At 41.8% G+C, this 22673-nt stretch carries 21 protein-coding genes, 1 pseudogene and 1 other annotated feature; of the genes and pseudogenes, 18 read left to right on the top strand and 4 right to left on the bottom strand.

All coding sequences use genetic code 11. The features are described from left to right. Positions 1–12: 12 nt before the first annotated feature. Positions 13–111, top strand: a pseudogene (locus tag V1499_RS19530) (dihydrofolate reductase); the annotation flags it as partial. Between the two features lie 246 nt (positions 112–357). After that, positions 358–1020: a hypothetical protein gene (locus V1499_RS19525; RefSeq protein WP_409271817.1), complete on the top strand. Its 663-nt coding sequence runs from the start codon at positions 358–360 to the stop codon at positions 1018–1020. A 93-nt stretch (positions 1021–1113) separates the two neighbouring features. Here V1499_RS19525 and V1499_RS19520 read toward each other — a convergent pair whose 3' ends face one another. Next, positions 1114–1596, bottom strand: coding sequence for a nucleoside deaminase (locus V1499_RS19520; RefSeq protein ID WP_409276343.1), 483 nt, complete (start codon positions 1594–1596; stop codon positions 1114–1116). A 652-nt stretch (positions 1597–2248) separates the two neighbouring features. Between V1499_RS19520 and V1499_RS19515 the strand changes: the two genes are divergently transcribed. The 12 genes from V1499_RS19515 to V1499_RS19460 all read left to right on the top strand — a co-directional run bounded on the left by V1499_RS19515 (position 2249) and on the right by V1499_RS19460 (position 12805). Further along, positions 2249–3319, top strand: coding sequence for a LacI family DNA-binding transcriptional regulator (locus V1499_RS19515; protein WP_409271815.1), 1071 nt, complete (start codon positions 2249–2251; stop codon positions 3317–3319). Beyond that, entirely contained in the window at positions 3316–3936 is a 621-nt protein-coding gene (locus V1499_RS19510; RefSeq protein ID WP_409271814.1) for a bifunctional 4-hydroxy-2-oxoglutarate aldolase/2-dehydro-3-deoxy-phosphogluconate aldolase, read from the top strand. Before V1499_RS19515 ends, V1499_RS19510 begins: the two co-directional genes overlap by 4 nt. A gap of 12 nt (positions 3937–3948) precedes the next feature. After that, positions 3949–4683 carry a sugar phosphate isomerase/epimerase family protein gene (locus V1499_RS19505; RefSeq protein WP_409271812.1) on the top strand — a complete coding sequence of 245 codons (735 nt, stop codon included), beginning with the start codon at positions 3949–3951 and terminating at the stop codon, positions 4681–4683. 87 nt (positions 4684–4770) lie between these two features. Next, positions 4771–6054: a citrate transporter gene (locus tag V1499_RS19500; RefSeq protein WP_409271811.1), complete on the top strand. Its 1284-nt coding sequence runs from the start codon at positions 4771–4773 to the stop codon at positions 6052–6054. Positions 6055–6186: 132 nt separating this feature from the next. Next, a complete protein-coding gene (locus tag V1499_RS19495; protein ID WP_409271809.1) occupies positions 6187–8319 on the top strand; it encodes a hydantoinase/oxoprolinase family protein in 2133 nt (710 codons plus the stop codon). Next, positions 8316–8969, top strand: a complete 654-nt coding sequence (locus tag V1499_RS19490) for a hypothetical protein (RefSeq protein ID WP_409271807.1) — start codon at positions 8316–8318, stop codon at positions 8967–8969. The genes V1499_RS19495 and V1499_RS19490 overlap by 4 nt, the downstream gene beginning before the upstream one ends. A gap of 5 nt (positions 8970–8974) precedes the next feature. Beyond that, a complete protein-coding gene (locus V1499_RS19485) occupies positions 8975–9919 on the top strand; it encodes a sugar kinase (protein WP_409271805.1) in 945 nt (314 codons plus the stop codon). Beyond that, positions 9916–10539 carry an orotidine 5'-phosphate decarboxylase / HUMPS family protein gene (locus V1499_RS19480; RefSeq protein ID WP_409271804.1) on the top strand — a complete coding sequence of 208 codons (624 nt, stop codon included), beginning with the start codon at positions 9916–9918 and terminating at the stop codon, positions 10537–10539. Before V1499_RS19485 ends, V1499_RS19480 begins: the two co-directional genes overlap by 4 nt. Beyond that, the gene (gene hxlB, locus V1499_RS19475; protein ID WP_409271802.1) at positions 10536–11075 is read left to right on the top strand and encodes a 6-phospho-3-hexuloisomerase; all 540 of its coding nucleotides are present in this window, start codon (positions 10536–10538) and stop codon (positions 11073–11075) included. The genes V1499_RS19480 and hxlB overlap by 4 nt, the downstream gene beginning before the upstream one ends. A 295-nt stretch (positions 11076–11370) precedes the next feature. Continuing rightward, entirely contained in the window at positions 11371–11652 is a 282-nt protein-coding gene (locus V1499_RS19470; RefSeq protein WP_409276342.1) for a DJ-1/PfpI family protein, read from the top strand. Positions 11653–11702: 50 nt separating this feature from the next. Then, positions 11703–12164 (top strand): VOC family protein, encoded by a 462-nt coding sequence (locus V1499_RS19465; RefSeq protein WP_409271800.1) that lies wholly within the window; start codon positions 11703–11705, stop codon positions 12162–12164. A gap of 194 nt (positions 12165–12358) precedes the next feature. After that, positions 12359–12805, top strand: coding sequence for a DUF6376 family protein (locus V1499_RS19460; RefSeq protein WP_409271799.1), 447 nt, complete (start codon positions 12359–12361; stop codon positions 12803–12805). A gap of 335 nt (positions 12806–13140) precedes the next feature. On the opposite strand, the gene V1499_RS19455 is transcribed toward V1499_RS19460, so the two are convergent. Both V1499_RS19455 and V1499_RS19450 read right to left on the bottom strand, forming a co-directional pair. After that, positions 13141–13779, bottom strand: coding sequence for a DUF998 domain-containing protein (locus V1499_RS19455; protein ID WP_409271798.1), 639 nt, complete (start codon positions 13777–13779; stop codon positions 13141–13143). A gap of 20 nt (positions 13780–13799) precedes the next feature. Then, positions 13800–14657 carry an alpha/beta fold hydrolase gene (locus V1499_RS19450; RefSeq protein ID WP_409271797.1) on the bottom strand — a complete coding sequence of 286 codons (858 nt, stop codon included), beginning with the start codon at positions 14655–14657 and terminating at the stop codon, positions 13800–13802. Between the two features lie 122 nt (positions 14658–14779). Here V1499_RS19450 and V1499_RS19445 point away from each other — a divergent pair, with 122 nt between their 5' ends. The 4 genes from V1499_RS19445 (at position 14780) to V1499_RS19430 (ending at position 18993) form a co-directional block, all read left to right on the top strand. Next, positions 14780–15253: a MarR family winged helix-turn-helix transcriptional regulator gene (locus V1499_RS19445; RefSeq protein ID WP_409271795.1), complete on the top strand. Its 474-nt coding sequence runs from the start codon at positions 14780–14782 to the stop codon at positions 15251–15253. Between the two features lie 389 nt (positions 15254–15642). Continuing rightward, positions 15643–16104 carry a GNAT family N-acetyltransferase gene (locus V1499_RS19440; protein ID WP_409271793.1) on the top strand — a complete coding sequence of 154 codons (462 nt, stop codon included), beginning with the start codon at positions 15643–15645 and terminating at the stop codon, positions 16102–16104. 350 nt (positions 16105–16454) lie between these two features. Beyond that, positions 16455–17471 carry a serine hydrolase domain-containing protein gene (locus V1499_RS19435; RefSeq protein ID WP_409271792.1) on the top strand — a complete coding sequence of 339 codons (1017 nt, stop codon included), beginning with the start codon at positions 16455–16457 and terminating at the stop codon, positions 17469–17471. 415 nt (positions 17472–17886) lie between these two features. Continuing rightward, positions 17887–18993: a M24 family metallopeptidase gene (locus tag V1499_RS19430; RefSeq protein WP_409271790.1), complete on the top strand. Its 1107-nt coding sequence runs from the start codon at positions 17887–17889 to the stop codon at positions 18991–18993. Positions 18994–19107: 114 nt separating this feature from the next. Here the strand turns inward: V1499_RS19430 and ileS are convergent, their stop codons facing one another. Then, positions 19108–22200: an isoleucine--tRNA ligase gene (ileS, locus tag V1499_RS19425; protein ID WP_409271788.1), complete on the bottom strand. Its 3093-nt coding sequence runs from the start codon at positions 22198–22200 to the stop codon at positions 19108–19110. A 60-nt stretch (positions 22201–22260) separates the two neighbouring features. Next, positions 22261–22498 (bottom strand) — a binding site (T-box leader). Positions 22499–22673: the final 175 nt, after the last annotated feature.

Raw genomic sequence — 22673 nt, 5'->3', positions numbered from 1 at the left:
CACTTCAGTGATGTGAGGTTCAAAGAAGGGAAAAATGGCGAAGTGGACTGGTGTATCATCAATTCAGAAATGAAATCCACTGATTTCCTAAATCAAATTAATACTATTTTATTGACATTGAGCAGCGAATGAATCTAAAACTGATTCATTCAAGAAGTTTTTCCTCTGGCGTCGTGCAACTTTGCTATCATATTAGTAACGAATAAACGGTTGTATTATTTAAAAAATGAGGTAAACTCATTTACCCTAAAGAGAAGTATTTGGCGTATTTTAACAAAGGTTTTAAATGGCAATCCCACCTTCTGCGTGCTACGATTATATTGAAATATTATTAAAATTAGGAAAAAGGGTGGCAGCATGAAGAAGATTTTAATGGTATTTATGTTACTATGCTTCGTTTCTCCATTCAACGCAACCGCAGAGGCTTCAACTTCAAAGGTATGGTGGGACGGTGCGGAACTAAAGCCAGGTCAAATTGGGAGAGTTACTATAATCAAAGGAGCTATGTTGTTTAAGTTGGAGAAAAACTCATATCTTTCTCCTGTCCGTCATCTTAACCCTGGCGAAGTATACCGAGTCTATACAACTAAAGTTAATCGTAATATCCCTCTCTATGGTTTAAGCGGCGGCCTATATGTGGCGCAAGAACCCGGCACTACTCCTGGTTATCTAAAATACGAAACTCCATCAAAAGAAAAACTCGCAAAGGAAAACAAGCCTTCATCAAGTTCGGAAACATCGTCATCCACAGTAATGTGGGATAATGCTGAACTAAAGCCTGGGCAAATTGGGAGATTAATAGTTATGGATGGATCCCCTGCCTTATTGAAGGTTAATGAAGAAGGAAAGAAAATACTTGTTCGCTACTTGGAACCAGGTGAAGTTTATCGAGTCTATACATATACCGCTGGTGATTATGGTGTTTATGGAGTTGGCGGCGGGTTAATTGTTGGTAAAAATGAACCAATAAAATATGAAACTCCATCGAAAGAAAAACTAGCCATAGCAAATAAGAATTAATCATTGAAAAGTGCGTTGATCCAGGTAGGATTAACGCACTTTTTTGTTGAGTATTTTAAAAACGCAATGTCCTTTAAAAAAAGAGAGGTTTGTTCAACGTCTCTTTTCGTAAAACTGGCGATGGAGCTGATGAACTTGCTCTGCTAGTTCAGGAACAGGGCCATCTATTAGGGTATCGCGAATAACATCTTGAATAGAAAGATTCCGTACACGCGAGTGAGCAACTCCCATTTCACTCAACCATTGTACCAGCTGTTCGGACGAACTTGCATAAACGATCCGGCCTAAACCAACCCAACCGTGGGCCGCTGCGCACATAGGGCAATGTTCGCCAGAGGTATATACAGTCGCCTTGCTTCTTTCTTCAGGTGTCATGTTTGCGGCTGCCCAACGCGCCAAAGCAAACTCCGGGTGTTGGGTATGGTCACCACCGGCAACATGGTTATGGTCTTCTACAAGCACTTCTCCATTCGCTGAGACAAGGACTGAACCAAATGGCTCGTCACCTTTTTCCAGTGCAGTTTTTGCTAATTCAATACAACGTCGCAGGTGCTTCAAATCTGATTCGCTTATCATAATTGGATACTCCTCGTCCTTTTTTATATTTTTCATCTTTTTGATACATGACCAGTTTTCGGAAGACTGGTCTCCCTTAAAAGTCAATCTAAATTCTATATCAACTATAGCATTTTCAACGTAAGCGTCAAACAAACCCTACCTACTCCTGCTGGTGGGGTAGAGGTACGCCACGCCGGTTTTATTTCTATAAAAAAGTAATAGGAACATCCTTTTTATGTAAAAATCGAAATGCATGAAGAAGTATTAAAAGAGGAATTCAGAAGTGTCTTTAATTTTATAATAAACCTTTATTGACTATTCTAAAATTATAGGTATATAATTTGATTGAAAGCGATAACAAAATTGAATATTATTTTTTTTAGCAATCTTGTAAACCGGTTTCTAAACAACTCATCAATGGACCTTTATCAGTCGCATATGTCAATTTTTACTCGACTTTACTTCTTCGTCTTATCTTCAATCGAATAAATATTTTTTTTAAGTTTTTTGTGAACCGGTTTCTAAAAAATCAGCTAGCTATATTCGTAGTTACATATATTCATTTCCGCCCGCCTTTCAACTGTGGAGTGAATTTAAAAAGCACTGTCTTTTTGTAAACCGGTTAACTAAATCGGTAAACATCATTTTAGTAAAGGAAGTGATTGATTATATGAGGCATAAAGCCCAAGGGGATAAAATCCGTGTAACCATCAATGATGTAGCGAAAAAAGCAAACGTTTCCAAAACAACGGTATCTAGATATTTAAATGGTAAATATGAATACATGTCCGAAGAAACAAAGGAATTACTTGCAAACGTCATCAACCAATTGGGATATCGTCCAAGTAATCTGGCAAGAAGCTTGAAAGCGAAGAATTCCGATGTCATTGGCTGCATTATTGCCGATATTGGAAGCCCGTTTTCATCGATTGTTTTAAAAGGCATCAGTGATTATTGTAACCAATTAGGTTACAACGTATTATTCGCAAACATTGGCAACGATCCGGAATATGAGAAAGAAAGCATTGAATCATTATTGGATAACAAAGTGGACGGCTTAATTATTAACACCACCGGCAAAAATGATGACTATCTTTTATCACTAAAAGATGAGGGAATCAACATTGTCCTGGCCGACCGTAGTTTAAGCGCTCCCAATATGCTGGATACGGTAGCGACGAATAATTACGATGCAACCTATGGATTGGTGAAATATTTATACGAACAGGGCTACAAACGGGTAGCGTTTTTTACTCAGGATATGACGGTTATTAGTAGCCGTTACAAACGCCATGAAGGGTTTAATGACGCGATGAAAAAGTATTTTAATCAGGATGGGAATTTGACTACCTATGTTATCGACATTGATGATCCGCAAAATATAGATGATAGTTTAAAAGAATTTGTAAGCGTTTCAAACGGTGAGCCCGCTGCGATTTTTACCGTTAACGGTGTGACGTTACTAAAGGTTCTCCATGGTATGAAGCGACTGAATATTGAAATCTCCCCGCAAATGGGAATATGCGGCTTCGATGACTGGGGTTGGGCGTCCTTGATCCCACCTGGAATTACAACCCTGACCCAGGAATCCTATGAGTGCGGCGTTCAATCCGCCAAGCTATTAATCGAGCGCATTAAAGAACAAGGCGACTTCGGACCACAATATATAGAGTTGCCGGCTAAGCTTGTGAAACGGGGATCTACAAATCCTGAGCTATTAAAGGAGGCTGATCATAAATGAATAAACAAGAAGTCAAGGCACAGCTGCAAGGAAAAATCATCGCGGTTATTCGAGGAAATGATTTGGATGAGGCCAAAGAAATCTGTAAAACGATCGTACAATCGGGAATTACCACTTTGGAAATTACCTTCAGCCTTCCGAAAGCAGAAGAACTCATCCGAACGCTGAAATCGGAGCTTCCGGAAGCCGTCATTGGAGCAGGAACGGTATTAACGAAGGAACAAGCAGAATTAGCTGTCACAAACGGAGCAGATTTTGTTGTTTCTCCATGTGTTGTTGAAGAAGTCGGCGCCTATTGCAAAGAGCATCAAATTTTTTGCTCACTAGGAGCTGCTACTCCCACCGAGGCTTATCATGCCTATCTGGCAGGAAGCGATGTGGTGAAATTGTTCCCTGGTGAATGTGTTTCGATGAAGATGATCAAAGGGATTAAAGCACCAATGCCATTCATTGAAATGATGCCGACCGGGGGAGTCGATGATACGAATATTAAAGACTGGTTTGCAAGTGGTGCCTTTGCAGTCGGATTAGGCGGGTACTTAACCAAAGGAATTCATACCGGCAATCTGGATGTTTTGAAGCAAAGATGTGAAAAGATATTACACGCATTACAGTAGGAGTGTGAAGAATTGAAAAAGGATCAAATCGCCATTAATACACTTGTCTATCTTGAAGATTTAAAAGCTGGCCTACCTCAAAGCGAAATGCTCGACTGGGTTCATGAACTCGGATTAAAAAATATTGAAGTTAGAAGAGAGTTTATTAAAGACCGCCAAGAACTGAAGGATATTAAAACGAAATCAGAACAATATGGAATGAATGTCTTTTATTCCATACCCGAGGTGCTTTATGACAATCAGCAACTAAACGTTGAAACACTGGAACTGTATTGCAAGGAAGCTTACGACATGAATGCCTCCGCTATCAAACTAAATATTGGCGAGTACGGCCAAGTTTCTGAAGCGGATTTAAAAGCGATTACTAGATTGACTGAGCGATACAGCGTCAAACTCACCGTCGAAAATGATCAAACGGAAAGCAATGGAAGATCACAAAAAATCTTGGATTTCCTGACCGAGGTGAAAAAACTTGGCGGACCCATTACCTTTACGTTCGATATCGGAAATTGGCTGTTCCAAGGGGAAGACCCGGTTGAAAACGCCAAACTACTTCAGCCGTTTGTCACTTACATTCACATAAAGGATATCGATCAAGAGAAAAATACAAGGCTGTTGAACGACGGGCTAGTCGATTGGAAAAGAATCATCGGGATTTTACCAAAAGAAATACCGGCTGCCATAGAGTATCCGATTTCGAAAAAAGACGTGTTAGTTTCCGAGATTCAAAAACTACTAAACGTGTAGGAGGTGATTCTCAAAAAATCTGTTACGGCATTTTAACTAGAAAATTTAAGTATTCATTTTGAAATAATTAACTAGGGGGAAAACGTAATGGCATTAACGATCGGTATCATATTATTGCTGACGTTTATCGGATTTATCGTTTATGCAGTTAGAGGCGGAAACCTCATGATCGGTTTCTTGATTATGGCTGTTATTTGGTCAACGCTTGGCATGATTGGCGGAGAACTTACTTGGGAACAAACAATGACGCAGATTTTCCAGGGCGGGCCTGAAAGTTGGGGGCCGACCGCAGTTGTCGTTGTGTTTGGTAGCTGGTTTGGCCAAGTGTTAGTAAGAACGGGTGTCGCATCGAAGATTATCCGTATGACTGTTGAACTCGGCGGGGACAAGCCGCTCATTACAACCGTCCTATTGTCGGTCGTGACTGGTTTAATTTTTACAAGTACGTTTGGTGCAGGCGCCGTTGTCGCGATTGGGGTTATTGTTCTTCCAATTCTATTATCACTAGGTGTACCGAAATCTCTGGCTGTTTCTTCCTATATCATGTCAGTCGGTTCAGGTATGTATGTCAACATCGTGTTATTTAAGCAAATGCAAGCGATCTTTACAGATTTCCCATACGACGGAAACTATTTGAAATTTGGTTTTACAGCGATGGCTGTTCAATTGCTTGTTGTTATTCTCATGTTGTCGGTCAGACTTCGCAAAACAAAACCTAGCCGTGCCTGGGCTGCAACAGCATCTAGCAGTGATAATCAACATGTACCAGGAATCGCTCTTATCACGCCATTAATACCGGTTGTCCTTGCGATCGGATTTAACTGGCAGCCAATCCCGGCTTTCATTGTAGCCGCTTTATTCGCGCTATTTGTTACTGGCAAAATTAGATCTTACAAAGATGCTGAAAAGGTTATTTCTAAAACCTTCTATGATGGTGTAGTTGACGTTGCTGGACTACTTGGTTTCTTGTTCATTCTTCCAATGTTCAACAAAGTATCAGGGGCGGTTTCACCATTCTTTGAAAGTATTTTGGGCGGAGTCATGCCAACGAGCACATTAACGGTTGCCCTTCTATTTATGGTCATTGCGCCGCTTGGTTTATTCCGTGGCCCATTAACCGTATTTGGTGCCGGTGCTGCGACGATCGGGATTTTAACAGGAGTAGGCGACTTCCCATTGGCATTCTTATTCCCATTAATGTATATCCCAACAATTTCAATGAATATTTCAGCATGTCCTACTCAATCCTGGAACCTATGGTCCATTAACTATACGAAAACAGATACAAAAAGCTTCTTGCTTTCAGGTGTACCGTGGGCATGGGGTGTATCGATCATTAACATTGCCATTGCCTATTTGATGTTCGGATAAGAAAAGGATGAAGGAGACCGGTGATTACCACTGGACAATTTTTGCGAAAATCACAGCCAGAAATCGGTTGTTCCTGGTGAGGGAGCAGCCGATTTCGGCAAAGTGATAACGTTTTGAAATGGAGGAGTCATCATGGCCAAACGAGCTATTCGCGTCGGGATCGACGTTGGGGGAACTCATACAAAAGCAGTCGCAATTGATAATGCAACACATGAAATCATCGGCAAAGGTTCCGTCAAGACCACCCATGATCATCCAAGTGGGGTGGCAGCAGGTGTTATTGAAGCGTTTAAATTGTGTTTAACAAAAAACAATATTCATCCTGAAGACGTTATTTTTATTGCTCACAGTACGACACAAGCAACAAACGCACTGTTAGAGGGTGACGTTGCCGAGGTTGGGGTAATAGGAATCGGAAGTGGCGGCATTGGTGGCTGGCTGGCAAAAAAACAAACGAAAATTGATGATATTGATTTAGGAACTGGCCGAATCATTAAGACACACCATCGCTATATGAAACAAAAACAAATAAACCAGGAAACAATAAAAAATACAATAAGAGAATTAAAAGATGAGGGCGCAGGGGTTTTTGTTGCTTCCAAGGCATTCGGGGTCGATGATTTGACCGAGGAAAAGGAAATTCAAAAACTTGCCGATGAGCATGGCATTCCTGTATCGGTTGCCTCTGAAATCAGTAAACTGTACGGGCTGACTCGAAGAACGAGAACAGCGACCATTAATGCGAGCATTTTGCCAAAAATGCTGGAAACAGCAAACAGTACAGAAGGCAGTGTTCGCCAAGCCGGGATTCAAGTGCCATTGATGATCATGCGCGGCGACGGCGGAGTTATGGGAATCGACGAAATGAGAAAGCGTCCCGTCCTAACGATGCTGTCAGGCCCTGCTGCCAGTGTTGTTGGCGCCTTGATGTATTTAAGGGCATCAAACGGAATTTATTTCGAGGTAGGCGGAACGAGTACGAACATCGGCGTTATCAAAAATGGACGCCCGGCTGTTGACTATTCCATCGTTGGCGGCCATCCAACGTATATTAGCTCCCTCGACGTCCGCGTATTGGGGGTAGCCGGAGGAAGTATGGTCCGCGCATCCAAAGAAGGCATTGTTGACGTGGGGCCAAGAAGTGCCCATATTGGCGGGATGCCTTATGCCGTCTTTACGCCGATTGAAGAAATTGTCGACCCGCAAGTTGAGTTCTTCTCTCCAAAAGAGGGCGACCCTGCTGATTATGTCTATATTAAATTGAAAAACGGCAACAAAATTACGATTACAAATAGCTGCGCGGCGAACGTATTAGGATACGTAAACCCTGAACATTATGCATACGGAAACCCTGAGGCTGCCCGAAAAGCGATGGAGCCGCTGGCGAAATATATGAATAAGACGGTCGAAGAAGTAGCAGCGGAGATTTTACAAAAATCGTATGAAAAAATTAAGCCGGTTATTGAAGATTTCGCGGAAAAATATAAGCTCGAAAAAGACCAAATTTCCCTCGTCGGCGTTGGGGGAGGATGCGCATCACTGCTGCCATTTACCGCGAAAAATATGGAGCTGGAGTACAGCATCCCGGAAAATGCAGAAGTTATTTCCTCTATAGGTGTTGCCCTGGCGATGATTCGCGACGTCGTTGAACGGGTTATCCCATCACCGACGAAAAAAGATATTGCAGATCTGAAGAAAGAAGCGGCAAGCATGGCGATCGCCAACGGAGCCGTCCCTGATTCTGTCGAGGTTCAAATCGAAATTGATTCGCAGACGAATAAAGTCACGGCGATTGCAATGGGGTCTTCGGAAGTTCAAGCAACAGATTTGTTAATGGCCTTAAGCGAAGAGGAAGCGAAAGAAATCGCTGCCAAATCAATGGGCGTTCCGATTGGGGAAGCGGAATTGATTACGAGGAGCGATGTCATCTATGTCTTCTCCGCCAAAGGAAAGAAAGAAGGGGCGAAGCAAGTCAGAATCATCGACAAAAAAGGCTTCATTAAAGTACAACGCGGGGACGCAATCGCTGAAAAGTGCACAGTCGCACAAGCACAAGAAGTGATCGGCCAAATGTGGGAAACGTTAGCCATCTTCAAGAGCGATATTAAATTAAGCCCGGATATTTATCTATGTATTGGCGGGAAAGTCTTGGATTACACCGGCATGCTCGATAAAGAGCAGCTATACATGGTCGTTGATACAGAATTAGGAACGATGGAGCCGCATGAAGAAATCATTATCGTCGGAGCAAAAAATGATCTATGATCGCTGAAAAAGTGAACGTTTTGACAAACATAACGGATCAAGAGTGGGGTCAATATGCGTTCAGCAGAGACCCTCTCAACCGTAAAGTGGCGGATCACGAAAAACAGGAACTGATTGAAAAGGCCATTGAATGCGGCAAACAAAAAGCTGTTCAGGTAAGGCAAAACTATCCCGTTCATTCCGTTAAAGAAATAGCCGCCAGGATGAACACAAAAGTAAGGTTGGAAGATTCATATGGCACTGAAAATTATATAATGTTTGCTTGTTATAACAGTCCGGACAGCATTACGTTATTTAAAGATAATATTGAACATGTCAATAAATTGATCCATGAACATCAGCTTAGGTCCGTGCTTAATGATGTTGACGTCGAGGAGCTTTTAATCGCCCATGAATTGTTTCATTTTATTGAAGAGCACGATGCTGATATTTTCACAAACAACACGAAATTAACCCTTTGGAAACTCGGGAAATTTCACTATAAATCCCGATTGTCCGCCCTTAGTGAGATTGCCGCGATGCAGTTTGCAAAAGACCTCTTGGAGCTTGACTTTAACCCATTCGTTTTTGATGTGTTAATGTTATTTCCTCTTCATGAAGGGAAAGCGGATCAATTATTCAATGAAATTACAACGATCACAAGGAGTTAATCTAAATGAGTAAAGTATTGTTATTTGGTGAGCCAATGGCGATGTTTACAGCGGAAACAGAGGGTCCGCTCGAGGAAGTCGAGTTATTCAGAAGATCATTGGCCGGTGCAGAGGTGAATGTTTGTACAGGCCTTGCCCGGTTAGGGCATGAAGTATCCTATGTAACAAAGCTTGGGCAAGATCCAATGGCACTTTATATAAAAAACTTTTTAAATCGGGAAGGGATCGGGACTGAGTTCTTGACCTTTGATCCTATTTATAAAACAGCCACTCAATTAAAGAGTAAGGTTTCCGAAGGGGATCCTGTAGTCGCCTATTATCGCAAGGGATCAGCTTTTTCACATATGAGCGCCGCTGATATTGATCAAATCAACTTAGAAGACGTTGATTTAGTTCATGTAACTGGGATTCCGCCGGCTTTATCATTAAGCTGCCGTGAAGCAACTTTCCGTTTTATCGATCGGGCAAAAGAACGTGGCATCACCATTACCTTTGACCCGAATCTTCGTCCAAGCTTATGGGAAAGCGAAGAGGTCATGATTAAAGTTATCAATGAAATTGCTGCTAAAGCCGATTTGATTTTGCCGGGCGTTTCGGAAGGATTGATTTTGACAGGAACGGATGACCCTGAAAAAATTGCTGATTTCTATCAGGATCTTGGCGTCAAAGAGGTCATCGTCAAGCTTGGAAGCAAAGGTGCTTACGTCAGAACTGAATCCGAAAGCTTTTACCAGGAAGGCTTTAAAGTCGAAAAAGTGATCGACACAGTCGGTGCCGGAGACGGTTTTGCTGTAGGAGTGATTACGGGTAAATTGGAGGGGCTGTCGATTCAGGATATAATTACCCGCGCGAATGCGATTGGTGCAATTCAGGTCACATTTGTAAGCGATAATGAAGGCCTGCCAACAAGGGAAGAATTAGACCACTTTATTGCGAGCCATCAAAAATGAAACTTCAACTAGCTGTGGATCGGGTATCGATTGAAAAAGCGATTGAAATCATTTGTGAGGCCGAACAATATATTGATATTATTGAAATCGGCACTTCGCTAATTAAGGATTTTGGCCTAGAATCTGTGAAGCGAATCAGGCAGAAATTTCCGGACAAGGTCATTTTGGCCGATATCAAAACAGTGGATGAAGCTGAATATGAATTTGAAGCGATTTATCGGGCTGGGGCCGATATTGCCACCGTTCTCGGCGCTGCTTCATTGGAAACAATCAGAATCTGCCAGAAGGTCGCGCAAAAATACCAGAAGGATTATATGATTGACTTGCTTGAAACGTCACCTGAAAAGCAACTGGAACTGAAACAGTTTACAGATGGAATCCTTTGTGTGCATCTTCCGTCCGATAAAAGCACAGGATTACAGGCCTTAATCGAAAGTACGTTGGCGCAGATTCATGATTTTCCAAGATTGGCTGTAGCGGGGGGAATCAAACCTGAGAATATGGCTGAAATGAAGAAGGCCAATTTTGAAATAGCAATTGTCGGCAGCAGTATAACGAAATCGGCTAGTATTCCTGAATCAGCGAAACTGTTTAAATCGTTAGTGGGGGGAGAAGAATGAACCTGCTTGATGCGATTTTAAAAGAAATAAATGAAGTCGTTTCGAAAGTGGATGAGCAATCATTGGCAGATGCCGCGGCGTATATTACAAAGGAAAGAAGAGTCTTTGTGGTGGGTGAAGGCCGCTCGGGGCTTATGGCAAAAGGATTTGCGATGAGGCTCATGCATTTGGGTTATGAAGTATATGTAGTCGGTGAAACAATCACTCCAGCTATTAAAGAAAATGATGTAGTCGTTGCGGTTTCCGGCTCTGGCAAAAGTGCGAATGTCGTATCCGATGCGAAAAAAGCAAAGGAAAAAGGAGCAAGTGTCCTGGCGTTTACGAGTAATTTGGAATCCGAGCTGGCTGGCAGTGCGGATGTGTCTGTATTAGTGCCTGGTACCGTACGAGGAGACCTGGGCGATAACAGAACATCGATTCAATTGTTAAGTTCTTTGTTCGACCAAAGTGTTCACATCGTTCTGGATGGATTGTGCTTATATTTGAGTAAACGTGATGGCGTATCCAATGATACAGCTACACGGAAGCATTGGTAATTGCAAAAAAAGAGCTCCTTTCATTGCTAATGTGCAATTGAGAGGAGTTTTTTATTTATAACCTTTTTAACCCTCTCTTCAAATTAAACCTTGTGGTTGATTTACACTGATTTAGGCATTTTTTATTCTTTGGGACTTTATTTTTCGTTTTGCTAAATGAATATGTCAGGATAGAAATAGAAGGGAACATGTTTGATTAAAAAGGGGATTCGACAAATGAGGAGGCCCTTTAAGGGCAGTGCAATCCATAGCTAAAAACCAAAGAATAATAGATTGGATTATTAATCACTGAAGCATTGAATACATATGTTCAGTCTGTACTGGAGCCTATATTTTGGGAGCAACGGGTTTGTTAGATGGAAAGAAAGCAACAACCCATCATTTAGCTTTAAAAGTGTTACAAGAAAAGTATCCTGAAATTCAAGTGATATCAGATAACAAAGTAGTACATGATGGCAACATCATCACTTCCGGCGGGGTATCTTCAGGAATTAATATGTCACTTTATCTTGTGGAGCAAATTTTGGGCAAAACTGCTGCTGATAGAACGGCTAAAACGATTGAGTTTGTACATTAGATAGTATGATTTTTTCAAAATTTCCAAGCACTATACAAGGAGGTTTTATTTTGATTAAAGGGTTATATGAGGCACATTTACCTGTCAGTAATCTTGAAAAATCAATAGAGTTTTATAAAAAGTTGGATTTAGAAATTGCGTACAAACAAGAAAACTTAGTGTTTTTCTGGATTGAAAAAGGAAGAAGCTGGCTAGGTTTGTGGGAGACGGATAAAGTTCAAACACCTTACCATCCTTCATTAAGGCATGTAGCCTTACGAATTGATCGAGAAGATTTGGAAAATATCAAAGAGTGGTTAGAAGAAAGAGGAATAGCGGTCTCAACTAACTTTGGATTCCCTCCTGAAAAACAACCACTAGTATTACCTAATAATCCACAAGCGCATGCAGCAATTTACTTTAAGGACCCGGATGGGAATAGCATAGAACTAATTGCTCCTTTAAGAATTGATTTTGAAGAGGAATTTAAAATGATGACTTTAGAAGAATGGGAACGACATAACAAGACGTGAGTAATGTACTTGAACTGTAGAGTGCATCAGTCCAGCATGAATAGGTTCTCCATTCTTTAATTAGGTTCTGAAATTCCTGTATGCAAAAAAAGATATAAGGCATACCTCGTTTTGGCAATACTTACCCTATATGGGTGCCTGGATTATCTTTAATAATTCTGATAGAATGAGGGGCTATTAGGGAGGTTTTGTAAATGAAACTAAAGTTATTTGGGTTAGCGTCGGCTTTGATGCTGCTTTTGGGGGGCTGTTCGCTCCTTGAGGAAGCTAATGATATACTTTCATACGTAAATGGTGTCTCGAATTATGTAGATAAGGCCACCACTTTTGCCCAGGAGGCTCCCCAAAAAGCTCAACAAGCCCTCCAGGATGAACAGGCTGTCGCAGACCTGAAAACCGAGCTCGAGAACATGAAAACAGAAATCCAGGCATTCGATAAGCTTGAAGCTCCAGGAATCGCCTCGGACCTTCACACTCAAATCGAGGAAAAAAACGCACAATTGCAGGACAAAATTGATCTTTATCTTCAGCACATTGAAAACGGAACCCTTGGTGAGGAAGTCCTGAAAAATGAAGAACTTGCCCAGCCAATTCAGGATATCATGTCGATTTATGAGCAAATAAAGGAACTTGGGAGCTAATCCGTTCCCATCGCTATTTCGCCTACTTCAAGGAGTGTATCTTGGAGATCAGGCGTAATAAGGTATTTGATTGACCCTGGCCAAGGGTCTTTTTTTGTGAACATAAGAAGTGCCCCTTAATAAAAGAATCTCCAACGGAATGCTGGAGACTCTTAAAATTATTTTTGAAACTTTTCATAAATAAATAAGGCCAATTTTCGAACTTGTCAAAGTTGAACCATTCGGGTTCGTACTGCCGCTTAGTCGGCATGCTCTTCGGCGAATTAGCGGCAGTAGAACAGGACTAACAATCAGTGAGGGATGAGGAAAACCCCCCACTGATTGAGGGTTGAACTTTATCGCGACTTCCGGCGAAAGACGAGCCATCCCAAGATCACATAGTATGCATGGACCTCGATTATTAAGATGCGCTCGATTAACCCTGCCACTCCCACATCAGTGTTGAGATAGTCAAAAGAGGCCATAAACATATATATCAGGATCAATGTAAGGGGACTGCCTAAGATAAGCCAACTGCCAATCCGACGATAAATCGAAACACGCCGGAGCAAAAGCCCGACCACAAGATAGCTTATTACCGGGGTACCACATGCCAGAAAGAAGCCAACAAAATGAAGGGTAAATTCATAGGTGTAGAGACCGCAGATAATACATCCGATCGGTGAGAGTTCAAGCAAAATAATGCAAGCCCAACGAGCCACATTACCCAACTCTTTCATGTTTTGGAAGATGCCGATAACACCAACGAAAAGGAGTAGCCCCATGAGTATGAAAGAGGCATTCATGGCTGGGGCGTTTGTACCAACACCAAGGCCGCTGATAGGCTCACTGACAGCTGAAAAGTCGGGACGAAGAAAACCCAAAATTGTATATGCTAACGAAAACAAGATCGGTCCGGTGACTGCCCCGAGAGCAAGCAAGCGATTAATTTCGGAAACGGTATTCTTTCGATGTTCTAGCGAAGTTTCCATCATAACGGATATCTCTCCTTATCTTACATAGTAGGTTTAAAAAATTTGAGCAATTCCTGCGCAACCCGTTCGGGATCTCCACCTCTGTTTTTGTTACCAGAGGCACCATGGTTCAGCTTGGGAAAATCAATACGTTCAGCATGAGGCAGAATCCGCGTCAAGGCATCAAGAGCTGTTTTGAAGTATGCCGGACTTTTGCTTGCTCCCAACAAAAGAACTTCGGCGTCAATAACACTAAAACGCTCATGTTTCTCTTCGAGTTCAAAGGATAAATTAAAATCATAGTGAATCGTCGGTGCTAACAACTTCATTGTTACATCGCCTTTTTTAACATTCTTCTCGTCAATTTTTATCACCATCTTTGTGAGTGTTTTGAGAATCCAGTGGGGGACATATTTAAAAAATGGCGGCCCCATTTGACCTCCCAACATAGCTGTAACTAACGCCGACACCAGGTCGCCGTCAGCAATTTCTTTGTCATAGCGAACCATAAAGTCACTCGACACTGATCCATCAATAATTAAAGGAGGGTCAAAGAGAGCGGCTTTGTGAATTGAAGCTAGTTCAAGTGCCGCTTCGAGGCAGATTAGGGCACCTACACTAACACCAAATACAAAGTGAGCACCCGTCTTAGAAAGAAGGGCCTCAAGATCTTCCACTTCCTTTTGAATCATGTGGTTTTGACTATATGGACCGCTAAGGCCGCGTCCGCGGCGATCGTACAAGTAAACTGTAAAGTTGTCTGAAAGCGCTTCGGCTAATTGACTATGGCTAAGAGACGACTCCATAGTGCCATGAACAATGATCAAACCGGGACCTTGCCCTATTTGACGATAGCCAATTTCGGTCCCATCTTTGGAGGTTACAAAACTAGTGCGCATAGTTGATCGCCCCGCCTTTCTTGAAAATTTTTGTGGTTGGCATTATACTGTCTTTAGATATATCTTAATAATTATCTTAATTATTAAGATAATTATTTGTCAAGTGGTAAAGGAGAATTTGCATGAACGATTCCGAGAGAAAAAGAGACCTTATAAATCAAATGCAAAGTTTAGCCCAAAAAAATAGTACCGAAACAGCTTTATTTCACCAAACCGCTGCTGAAAAGCTCGGGTTGGGGATCACGGATTTGAAGGCCGTTTCAACTCTTCTGCAAGAAGGTCCGATGACGGCAGGACAACTTTCAAAACGACTAAACCTTACTACAGGTGCGGTTTCAAATGTCATCGATCGCCTTGAGCGAGAAGAGTTCGTTCAACGCAAACCGGATATTAAGGACCGTCGCAAAGTGATTGTTACCGTGAATAAAGAAAAGTTATCTTCCACGAACAATATATATCGTTCAATGGGAGAAGCTTTCGAAAAATTGCTAGAAACCTACTCAATTGAGGAACTTGAATTTTTGGTGAAGTTTTATCACTCGACGAATGAACTGACCAGATTGGAAATTGCTAAATTAATGAGCTACTGGCGGTAATACAAGAAGAGAAAGTGATGGGGATTTTGTACCGCTTCATTCCTTCTGTTGAAACTCTAGGAAAGTAACGGAGCATTTGCAGGTACTGCCTGTAGTGTAGGCACATTAATTAAATTGGCAAAAATGAATACAGAATCAAGGTTGGAGATCGTGTTTTCGGGAGTTGTTTCGTATTCCATACAGAATTTGTCTTTCTCTCCCAGAGAGTTCTAGATTATATGCCGAAGAACACAACATTTGTGGAGGCAGTTGCTATTCCTTGTGCTGCTCAAACAACACTGCGAGCATTATAATACCTGCACCATTTTCGAGTGAGTTGATTATAGGAAGGATTAACCGCCTTAGCATAGTGAGTATCTAAAGGTTTACTAAAAAGAGGAGGGGTTTTATTGGAGACGGAGATAAGGTTTAGAGTGGCTACTGAAAAAGATTTAGATAGTATTGTTGCAATGCTTGCTGATGATGTTTTAGGAAGTAAACGTGAACGTTATGAGCATCCACTTCCTATTAGTTACATAAAAGCATTTGAGGCTATTACATCTGACCCTAATAACGAGTTAATAGTTGCTTATGGCGGCAATGAAGTGATTGGGGTGCAACAAATTACGTTTACCCCTTACATTACACATCAAGGTGGATGGAGAGCTACTATTGAAGGAGTAAGAACATCAGCATCTGTAAGAGGAAAGGGTGTAGGAACTGAACTTATAAAATGGGCAATTCAACGTGCAAAAGAACGTGGTTGTCATTTAGTACAACTAACAACTGATAAAAAAAGGCCAGATGCATTAAGATTTTATGAACGATTAGGTTTTAAAGCAACACATGAAGGTTTAAAGCTGAAACTTTAAATTTTTTTAAAAAATATCTGAAATTAAGTGAGATCAAATGAATTATAGATAAATCGTAAAAACAGCTGGCTTAACTGGGCCAGCTGTTTTTGGTGTCTGAATGAAGGAGAGAGCTGCAATTAGTAATCGTATGGAATCTTCTATTGAAAATGTGGATTGTAGCACTTCTTCTTTTGAGTTCTAATGGTGGGAATAGTTGAACGTGATTGCAACTGATACGATGTGATTAACAATGTTATTTGTTTTAATTGATGAAATAATGAATCTTTTAATACCTGCTTTATGGATAATGATGCTAATATGTAATGAAATTGTGTATGTTTAAGAAATGATATTTCGGGAGGGATTATGTGAACACTAAGATTCTTAATAGTATTGCTTATATTCAAAATCAGAATAAATTCTCAGGAAGTATTCTTGTTAAAGAAGATAAAGAAGTTTTGACAGAAGTAAGCTATGGTTATGCTAATCGTTCTGAGCAAATTGAAAATAGCTCATTTACACGATATGGAATAGCATCAGGATGCAAACTGTTTACATCAATAGCAATTTGCCAGCTTGTAGAGGGTGGGAAAATTACCTTTGAAACAAAGTTAGAAGATTGCCTTAACTTTTCCTTCCCAAAATTTGATAAAGATATAACCATTCATCACCTTTTAACACATACGGCTGGAATACCAGATTATTTTGACGAGGAAGTAATGGATGAATTTGAAGAGTTATGGGTTAAGAACCCGATGTATCATATAAGAAGCTTAGAAAACTTCTTACCACTATTTCAGAATCAGCCAATGAAATCAAAAGTAGATGAAAGATTTCATTATAATAATGCTGGATATATTTTACTTGGGTTAATTGTAGAGAAAGCAAGTAAGCGTCAATTTACCGATTATATTGAAGAAAATATCTTTAAAAAAGCAGGTATGACAAACTCGGGTTATTTTGAATTTGATTCCCTTCCTAAAAATACAGCACTTGGTTATATTGATCTTCCAAATGGTACTTGGAAAACAAATATTTACTCATTGCCTGTTAAAGGTGGTTCAGATGGCGGGGCGTATGTGACCGTTAATGATATGGCAAACTTCTGGGATTCACTTATAAATAATCAATTACTTAGTGAAGAATATACCAACATGTTACTTACTCCGCATGTTCCAACGAATGAAGAAAATCACTTTTATGGTTATGGAGTATGGATTGAAAAGAATGATGATGAAATTAATAAATATCATATTATGGGTTATGATCCTGGGGTTAGTTTTCATTCCGGATATTATCCCAAGACCTCAATTAAAACTGTTATATGTTCTAATAAATCTAAAGGGGCATATGCCATTATGAAAGGAATTGAGGCTGAAATATAAATTATCATTATTAGTTTATAAAGAAATGTAAATAAAAGAGTTGTTGTAAAACCCCAAAAAGAAAGCACTGCAAAACAGAGTGGAACGAAGTTTTGTACGCGGGACATACCGGACATAAAGGGAGAATTTTTGATGAAGTAGCAGTGCAAATTAAAGAAATGAACATCCGTAAACTCGGGTTTGAACAAGAACAATAATCCTATGGTTTTTTTCGTGAAACCAAGATCTTTTCTCAGCCGAGCTAATCCCTGTAAGCGAAGTGGTTGAGACTCTGCAAATGATTAAATCAGAGGATGAAATAAAAAAATCAAGGGTCTCCGCTTCGGTTACCATGGACGAGAAGTTCTAACCCCTTCAACAAAGGAATTAATTATTCTATAGATGACTCTAAAAAACCTAAAAGGACTGAAAAAGAATGACAGAACAATATCAACATCGGTTAAACACATTAAAGAAGCATTTGGAACAGCAACAGGTGGAATTGGCTATCGTGAAGGATCCGAAAAATGTCTTCTATTATACAGGCTTCAATTCAGACCCACATGAACGATTTATGGCCTTAGTAATTGATCTTAACAAGCAAAGCCACTATTTATTCGTACCCTCATTGGATTTGGAAATAGCGGAGGAGGAATCTTTTGTAAAAGAACTCATCCCAATATCAGATGAAATGGATCCATATCAAATTTTAAAAAATACATTGGGTGAAGGGTTTCAAACGATAGGTTTGGAGACGAAAACAATTTCTTTGTATCACCATGAACAGCTGAACAAGTATTTTGCGGATTATCGCTACAAAAATATTGGGGATTTCATTTCCCGGCAAAGAATGAGGAAAACACAAGAAGAATGTGACAAGGTCCAACATGCCATCCATGTTATTGAAAGGGTTATGGGGGAAGGGATAAAAAGAGTGAAGGAAGGTATGGCTGAACAGGAGCTAACAGCTGAACTGGAATTCCTGATGAGGAAATTTGGGGCGGATGGCCCGTCCTTTTCCCCGATTGTCCTTTCAGGCGCGAAAGCTTCATTGCCACATGGAAAGCCTGACAGCAAACCAATTACTAAAGGCGATTTTTTGCTAATTGATATGGGTGTGGTAGTTGATGGTTATTGTTCGGATATAACCAGGACATTTGTAATTGGTGAAGAAACCAAAAAACAAAGGGAAATTTACGATATCGTCCGAACATCAACCGAAACCGGAGTGGCTGCAGCTAAAGCAGGTATCCCGATTGGCCAAATTGATCGTGCGGCCAGGAATGTTATAAAGGAAGCAGGGTATGGACAATATTTTAACAACCGGGTAGGGCACGGCCTTGGAATCGAAGTTCATGAAGAACCTTCCGTACATGAGAACAACGAGCAATTGGTAGAAAGTGGTCTATTATTTACCGTCGAACCGGGCATTTATATTCCTGGATTCGGTGGTGTACGTATTGAAGAAAATGTCTATATCAATGAAGACGGTACGGCAAGATTGCTCACTACATTTCCAACAGAGTTAATGAGAATTGGCTAGGCGGTGAAAAAAAGAAGTCAACGGTACGATACCGCTGATTTCTTTTTCATGGTTAAATCATCTAAAAAAGCACGGCAAAACAGAGTTGAACCCTGTTCGCAGTGCTTTTTACGTTTAATAACTTAACGATACTTTTACCGGCTCATCGCCGAATTTTACTTCAAAGTGGTTCTTATTTTCGCTTAGCGGGCCATAGGCAACCTTCCGGACAAGTACGTTTTCTTTGATGAGCCTATCAAACCGCTGGAGTATTTCCTGGGTCGTTACGGTTGCAAAGAAGGCAATGTCTATATACTGTTCAACCGGCAAATCCAGTTTTTTGCGTGTGTCCTGGATTGCCCGGATTAAATCCCGGACCTGGCCTTCTTCCAGGAGTGCAGGGGTGAGTTTTACATCCAACAAGACCTTCATCTGCTGATCGCCAGCCAGTTCGAATCCCGCAGCAACGACGTGGTCGACGTGGACGTGTTCCTTCTCCAATGTAACCGCCTTTCCGCTGACCTCAACTTGCAGCCTGCCAGTTTTCAACAAAAACTTCTTTTCTGACTCGGGAATGTGCTCAACATACTCCTTGACGTAATTTACAAGTTTTCCGAACGCCACCCCCGCTGTTTTAAAATTAAGTTTAAAAACGGTCGATTCATAGTGTGACAAATCGTCCGTATAAACAACTTCTTTCACATTAAGCTCATCTTTGATGATGCCAGTATAGCCGTCCAAAGCACGTTCTCCATCCTTACGCCACACAATGAGCTGCTGCAAAGGCTGCTTAACCTTCAGATTGCGGGCATTGCGGATGCTGCGGCCAAGCTCGACAATTTTCAAAACAGCCTGCATATCTTCCTCCAGCTCCGGAGCAAACATTGAAAGATTGGCCTTTGGATATTCCTGAAGGTGGACACTTTCCTGGTGCAGCTTCAAATGGATATCTTCCGCAACATACGGGACAAATGGAGCTAGCAGGCGGCTGAGTGTACTCAGTGTTTCAAAAAGTGTTGAATAGGCACCAACCTTATCCTCCGAAAGTCCGCTCGCCCAAAATCTCGTTCGCGACCGCCGTACGTACCAATTGCTCAGTTCGTCAACAAAAGCAGCAATCTCCCGGGCAGCTTGGGTGAATTGGAACCGGTCCATATGAGTATTAACTTCCCTGACTGTCCGATTCAGCCTTGAAAGCACCCATTGATCCAATATTGTCCGCCTGCCTGTACGGTCCGGATTATAGGAGAAGCCGTCGATTTTCGCATACAGGGCAAAGAATTTATACGTATTGTCCAGTGTATCAACGAGTTTGGATTTGGCATCCTGGACAATCTTTTTAGAAAATCGCTTCGGATTCCACGGCGAGCTATCAACTAGGAACGCCCAGCGGAGGGCATCCGCTCCGTACTCCTTCATAAGGTCATCAGGGTCGAGCGCATTCCCTTTGCTCTTGGACATTTTCTGGCCGTGTTCATCAAGGACATGGCCAAGCGACAACACGTTTTTATAAGACGCTTTTCCTGTATAAAGAGTCGAAACCGCCAAGAGGCTATAGAAGAATCCTCTTGTCTGGTCGATTCCCTCGATAACAACATCCGCCGGGAACTGAGAATGAAATTTCTCCTTGTTTTCAAACGGATAATGGTACTGGGCAAACGGCATCGAACCGCTATCAAACCACACATCGATGACTTCAGGAGTCCTGGACATGGCCCCGCTGCATGTAGGGCATATGCATTGGACATCGTCAATATACGGCTTGTGAAGCTCGATTTCGTCCGGCACATCAGTTGCCGAGAGTTTTTGGAGGGCGGCGATACTGCCGGGCGCTTCCTCATGCCCGCAAGTTGAACACACCCAAACATTTAATGGCGTTCCCCAATACCGGTTCCGGCTGATGTTCCAGTCAACAAGGTTTTCAAGGAAGTTCCCGAACCGGCCCTCTTTAATGTGGTCAGGATACCAATTGACTCCGGCATTGTTGGAGAGCATTTTTTCCTTCAACGCAGACATCTTGATAAACCAGCTGTCGGTCGCATAGTAAAGCAGAGGAGAGTCGCAGCGCCAGCAGTGTGGATAGCTATGTTCGTATTTCTCTTTATGAAAAAGGGTTCCCCGTTCGGCGAGCATTTTGATGATCTCGACATCGCAATCCTTAACAAATTTACCCGCGAGGTCCGTCACATCAGCCGTATAGCAGCCGCGCGCATCAACCACATTGATAAAGGAAAAACCATTTTGCTGAACAGTTTTATAGTCATCCTCGCCGTAAGCCGGGGCAATATGGACAATCCCGGTCCCGCTGTCCTCAGTCACATAATCCGCCATTACAACCTCGTGGCCTTTCTCGACATCGGCATAATTGAAGGGTGGAACATAACAGGTCCCTTCAAATTCCCGGCCATTATGCTCACTCAGCAGCTCGTAACCCCCTAGTACCTTTTCAGCAAGCGATTTTGCGACAACATAGACCCTATCATCCTTTTGTGCCCGGACATACGCCAATTCAGGATTCATGGCCAGAGCCACATTTGCTGGTAGCGTCCATGGCGTAGTCGTCCAGCCAAGGAAAAATTCATTATCTCGATCTTGCAGCTTGAATTTCACCGTCGCCGATAAATCCTTTACATCCTTATATCCCTGCGCAACCTCGTGCGAGCTTAACGAAGTCTGGCAGCTCGGGCAGTAGGGGGAAACACGGTGGCCTTTATACAATAGGCCGTCGTTATGGACTTTGCTCAGGATGTTCCAAACACTTTCGATATACTCGTTGCTCAACGTTAAATATGGATGGTCCATATCGACCCAGTAGCCCAATTCCTCTGTAAAAGAACGCCACTTTTTCTCGTACGTGAACACGCTCTCCTTGCATTTTTTTATAAAATCCTCAACCCCATACTTTTCGATTTCCTGCTTGCCGGAGATGCCAAGCTGCTTTTCGACCCCAAGCTCGACGGGAAGCCCGTGTGTATCCCAACCAGCCTTTCGTTCAACGAGAAATCCCTGCATCGTCTTGTAGCGGGCGACCACGTCCTTAATTGTCCGTCCAAAGGCGTGGCCAACGTGCGGAAGTCCATTGGCTGTCGGAGGCCCTTCGTAAAAGACGAACGGTGTATCGCTTTGCCTCAGCCGAACCGATTCCTTGAAGGTATCCTTTTCCGTCCAATAGTTTCGGATCCGTTCCTCACGCCCAACAACAGATTCCTGCTTTTCATTAGAGTTCATCGATATCGCTCCTTTTTTTAAAAAAATTATTCTAAAAGCACACAAAAAACCCCATCCCAAGCAAGGGACGGGGTTAACCGCGATACCACCCTAATTCTATTGATCCGATCAATAGCACTTAGCAACGTACAATCATACGCGTTCCTTGTAACGGCGGACTCCCGTCCAGGCTTACTGCATGTTCAGCCTGGCTTCTCAGAGAGGATATTCACGCATCACTCAAACGCCGGCTTGCACCAAAGTGCCGGCTCTCTGTGGATCAAGACGAAACGCTACTTTTTCTCATCAACGAATTTGTATGCTTTTATTGGAATTAATTGTAACAACTTGAGGTTGAACCGTCAAGATATTAATTTAAACGGCAACGATTAATTGTATTTTATGTTAAAATTAGGAAAATGTGATTTCCAAAGGGGATATGAATGTTTCGGGAAGCCTTTTTTGGGGAGTTAGATAGTGGTTTTCGTAAAAAA

The sequence above is a fragment of the Neobacillus oceani genome (genome assembly GCF_046237595.1).
GTDB lineage: Bacteria > Bacillota > Bacilli > Bacillales > Cytobacillaceae > Bacillus_D > Bacillus_D oceani.
This window is presented reverse-complemented; position numbering and strand designations above follow the sequence as displayed.

What these genes read in the sequence shown, in the direction of transcription:
- V1499_RS19515 (WP_409271815.1), top strand. Translation starts at nt 2,249, where the DNA reads ATGAGGCATAAAGCCCAAGGGGATAAAATCCGTGTAACCATCAATGAT.
- ileS (WP_409271788.1), bottom strand. Translation starts at nt 22,200, where the DNA reads ATGAACTCTAATGAAAAGCAGGAATCTGTTGTTGGGCGTGAGGAACGG.
- V1499_RS19455 (WP_409271798.1), bottom strand. Translation starts at nt 13,779, where the DNA reads ATGATGGAAACTTCGCTAGAACATCGAAAGAATACCGTTTCCGAAATT.
- V1499_RS19430 (WP_409271790.1), top strand. Translation starts at nt 17,887, where the DNA reads ATGACAGAACAATATCAACATCGGTTAAACACATTAAAGAAGCATTTG.
- hxlB (WP_409271802.1), top strand. Translation starts at nt 10,536, where the DNA reads ATGAACCTGCTTGATGCGATTTTAAAAGAAATAAATGAAGTCGTTTCG.
- V1499_RS19485 (WP_409271805.1), top strand. Translation starts at nt 8,975, where the DNA reads ATGAGTAAAGTATTGTTATTTGGTGAGCCAATGGCGATGTTTACAGCG.
- V1499_RS19445 (WP_409271795.1), top strand. Translation starts at nt 14,780, where the DNA reads ATGAACGATTCCGAGAGAAAAAGAGACCTTATAAATCAAATGCAAAGT.
- V1499_RS19510 (WP_409271814.1), top strand. Translation starts at nt 3,316, where the DNA reads ATGAATAAACAAGAAGTCAAGGCACAGCTGCAAGGAAAAATCATCGCG.
- V1499_RS19495 (WP_409271809.1), top strand. Translation starts at nt 6,187, where the DNA reads ATGGCCAAACGAGCTATTCGCGTCGGGATCGACGTTGGGGGAACTCAT.
- V1499_RS19525 (WP_409271817.1), top strand. Translation starts at nt 358, where the DNA reads ATGAAGAAGATTTTAATGGTATTTATGTTACTATGCTTCGTTTCTCCA.
- V1499_RS19490 (WP_409271807.1), top strand. Translation starts at nt 8,316, where the DNA reads ATGATCGCTGAAAAAGTGAACGTTTTGACAAACATAACGGATCAAGAG.
- V1499_RS19450 (WP_409271797.1), bottom strand. Translation starts at nt 14,657, where the DNA reads ATGCGCACTAGTTTTGTAACCTCCAAAGATGGGACCGAAATTGGCTAT.
- V1499_RS19500 (WP_409271811.1), top strand. Translation starts at nt 4,771, where the DNA reads ATGGCATTAACGATCGGTATCATATTATTGCTGACGTTTATCGGATTT.
- V1499_RS19480 (WP_409271804.1), top strand. Translation starts at nt 9,916, where the DNA reads ATGAAACTTCAACTAGCTGTGGATCGGGTATCGATTGAAAAAGCGATT.
- V1499_RS19520 (WP_409276343.1), bottom strand. Translation starts at nt 1,596, where the DNA reads ATGATAAGCGAATCAGATTTGAAGCACCTGCGACGTTGTATTGAATTA.
- V1499_RS19460 (WP_409271799.1), top strand. Translation starts at nt 12,359, where the DNA reads ATGAAACTAAAGTTATTTGGGTTAGCGTCGGCTTTGATGCTGCTTTTG.